The organism is Streptosporangium minutum, from assembly GCF_002149035.1.
GTDB lineage: Bacteria > Actinomycetota > Actinomycetes > Streptosporangiales > Streptosporangiaceae > Streptosporangium > Streptosporangium minutum.
Genome location: NZ_NGFP01000484.1, coordinates 1 through 1,898, shown reverse-complemented (window position 1 = coordinate 1,898; position 1,898 = coordinate 1). Strand labels below are relative to the sequence as shown.

The window sequence follows — 1,898 nt, the reverse complement described above, 5'->3', positions numbered from 1 at the left end:
CTCCTTGGGCGTCAGGTCCAGGCGGGCGCCGTCGAGGAACGCCTCCCGGCCGGCCTGCTCGATGAGCAGGCCGCCGACCCGTACCGGCGCGGGCTCGGCGTCGTCGTCGCGGCTGCGGCGCAGTACGGCCCGGATCCGGGCGTCCAGGTGGGCCGCGCTGAACGGTTTGACGACGTAGTCGTCGGCTCCGGCGTCCAGTGCCCGGACGATCTGCGGTTCGTCGTCGCGCGCGGTCGCCACGATGACCGGGACGGCGCTGACGGCGCGCAGCATGCGCAGCACCTCGCAGCCGTCGAGGTCGGGCAGGCCCAGGTCGAGCACGATCAGGTCGGGCCGGTCCTGCAGTGCCCGGGTGAGGCCCGGCATGCCCGCGGAAGCGGACGTGACGGCGTGCCCGCGTTCGGTGAGCGCGCGGGTCAGCGCGGACCTGACCTGAGCGTCATCCTCGACGAGAAGCAGGTGGGCCACGGCAACGCGCCAGCCTCTCTGGAACGGGATGATAATGCTAGTAAAGGCAGAAAGTTCCTCCATGAATCGTAAAGGACAGCGAAGGGTGGTCGATCGATGCGCCGGCGTGCGCTCCTGGGCCTGGGCGGCTGGCTCGCGACCGCCGTCCTCACCACGGCCACCGGCACCTGGGCGGTGTCCCTGATCGGCGCCGACATCACCGGGCAGGCCGTCCGCTCCATGACGCTGGAGGAGGTCGAGCGGGCCCTGACCACCACCTCCGCGGGACCGGCCATCGCGCCCGCCGCCTCGGCCGGGCCGTCCGCGGAGACCGGCAACTTCTCCTACGCCGAAGGATCGGTGACCGCCGCCTGCGACGCCGGCCAGGCCCTCCTGCTGTCCTGGAGCCCCGCCCCCGGGTACGGCGTCGACGATGTCGAGCGCGGTCCCGCCCCCACCGTCTCCGTGGTCTTCGAGTCGGACGACCGCAAGGCCGCCATCAGCCTGACCTGCCCCTCCGGGAAACCCGCCGCCACGGTCAGTTCCGTGACCGAGAACGACGAGGACTGACGGCGCCGGCCCAGCCGATCAGCCGTCCGGTCCGCGCCGCAGAGCGGGCCTGGCGCCGATGACGACGGTGGCGTTCAGCTCGTCGGAACCGGCCACTCGCGGGATCAGCCCGGCGCGGGCGACGGCTTCGAGGGCCTGCGGCGCCTGACGCTCGCTCATCTCGACCAGCAGGCAGCCGTCCGGCGCCAGCCACAGCGGCGCCTCGGCTATCACCCGCCGTACGACGTCGAGCCCGTCCGCGCCACCGTCGAGCGCCACCCGCGGCTCGTGCATCCGGGCCTCGGGGGGCAGCAGGTCGATCGCCTCGGTGGGTACGTAGGGCGCGCTGGCGACCAGGACGTCGACGCGGCCCCGCAGCGTGGCGGGGAGCGGCTCGTAGAGGTCGCCTCCGTACACCTGACCGCCGGCGGCGGCGACGTTGCGCCGGGCGCACCGCACCTCGGCGAGGCCTATGTCGACGGCGTGCAGCTCGACCCGGTCCAGGGCCGCGACCAGCGCGGCGCCCACCGCGCCCGAGCCGCAGCACAGGTCGACGACGACGGTCGGCGGCCGGACGCGGGCGGCCTGATCGGCCGGGGCGGCGGGGGCGGCGGCCCGGCGGGCGAGGGCGACGACGACGGCCTGACGGGCGAGGAACTCGGTGCGGCGGCGGGGGACGAAGACCCCGGGGTCCACGGTTATCCGCAGGCCGCAGAACTCCGCCCAGCCGAGGACGTGTTCGAGGGGCAGGCCCGCGACTCGCCGGTCCACCATGGCGGCGAGGTCGGCCGGGGTCCGTGCCGTGGAGATGAGCAACTGCGCCTCGTCCTCGGCGAAGACACAGCCGGCGGCCCGGAGCGCGGTGACGATGACGGATCGGGGCAGGGGCTCGGGCTCGGGGG

3 protein-coding genes are annotated in these 1,898 nt (G+C 74.4%); 1 reads left to right on the top strand and 2 read right to left on the bottom strand.

Annotation, left to right across the window (positions count from 1 at the left end):
* Nucleotides 1–468, bottom strand: a 468-nt coding sequence (locus CA984_RS43870; protein ID WP_086579144.1) for a response regulator transcription factor, incomplete at its 3' end; no start/stop codon positions are given.
* A 96-nt stretch (nt 469–564) separates the two neighbouring features.
* Here CA984_RS43870 and CA984_RS43865 point away from each other — a divergent pair.
* Nucleotides 565–1,017: a hypothetical protein gene (locus tag CA984_RS43865; protein WP_086579143.1), complete on the top strand. Its 453-nt coding sequence runs from the start codon at nt 565–567 to the stop codon at nt 1,015–1,017.
* An 18-nt stretch (nt 1,018–1,035) separates the two neighbouring features.
* Here CA984_RS43865 and CA984_RS43860 read toward each other — a convergent pair whose 3' ends face one another.
* Nucleotides 1,036–1,881: a putative protein N(5)-glutamine methyltransferase gene (locus CA984_RS43860; protein ID WP_086579145.1), complete on the bottom strand. Its 846-nt coding sequence runs from the start codon at nt 1,879–1,881 to the stop codon at nt 1,036–1,038.
* Between the last annotated feature and the right edge of the window lie 17 nt (nt 1,882–1,898).

Excerpts from the sequence above, each read along its gene's own strand:
- CA984_RS43865 (WP_086579143.1), top strand. The coding sequence starts at position 565 with ATGCGCCGGCGTGCGCTCCTGGGCCTGGGCGGCTGGCTCGCGACCGCC.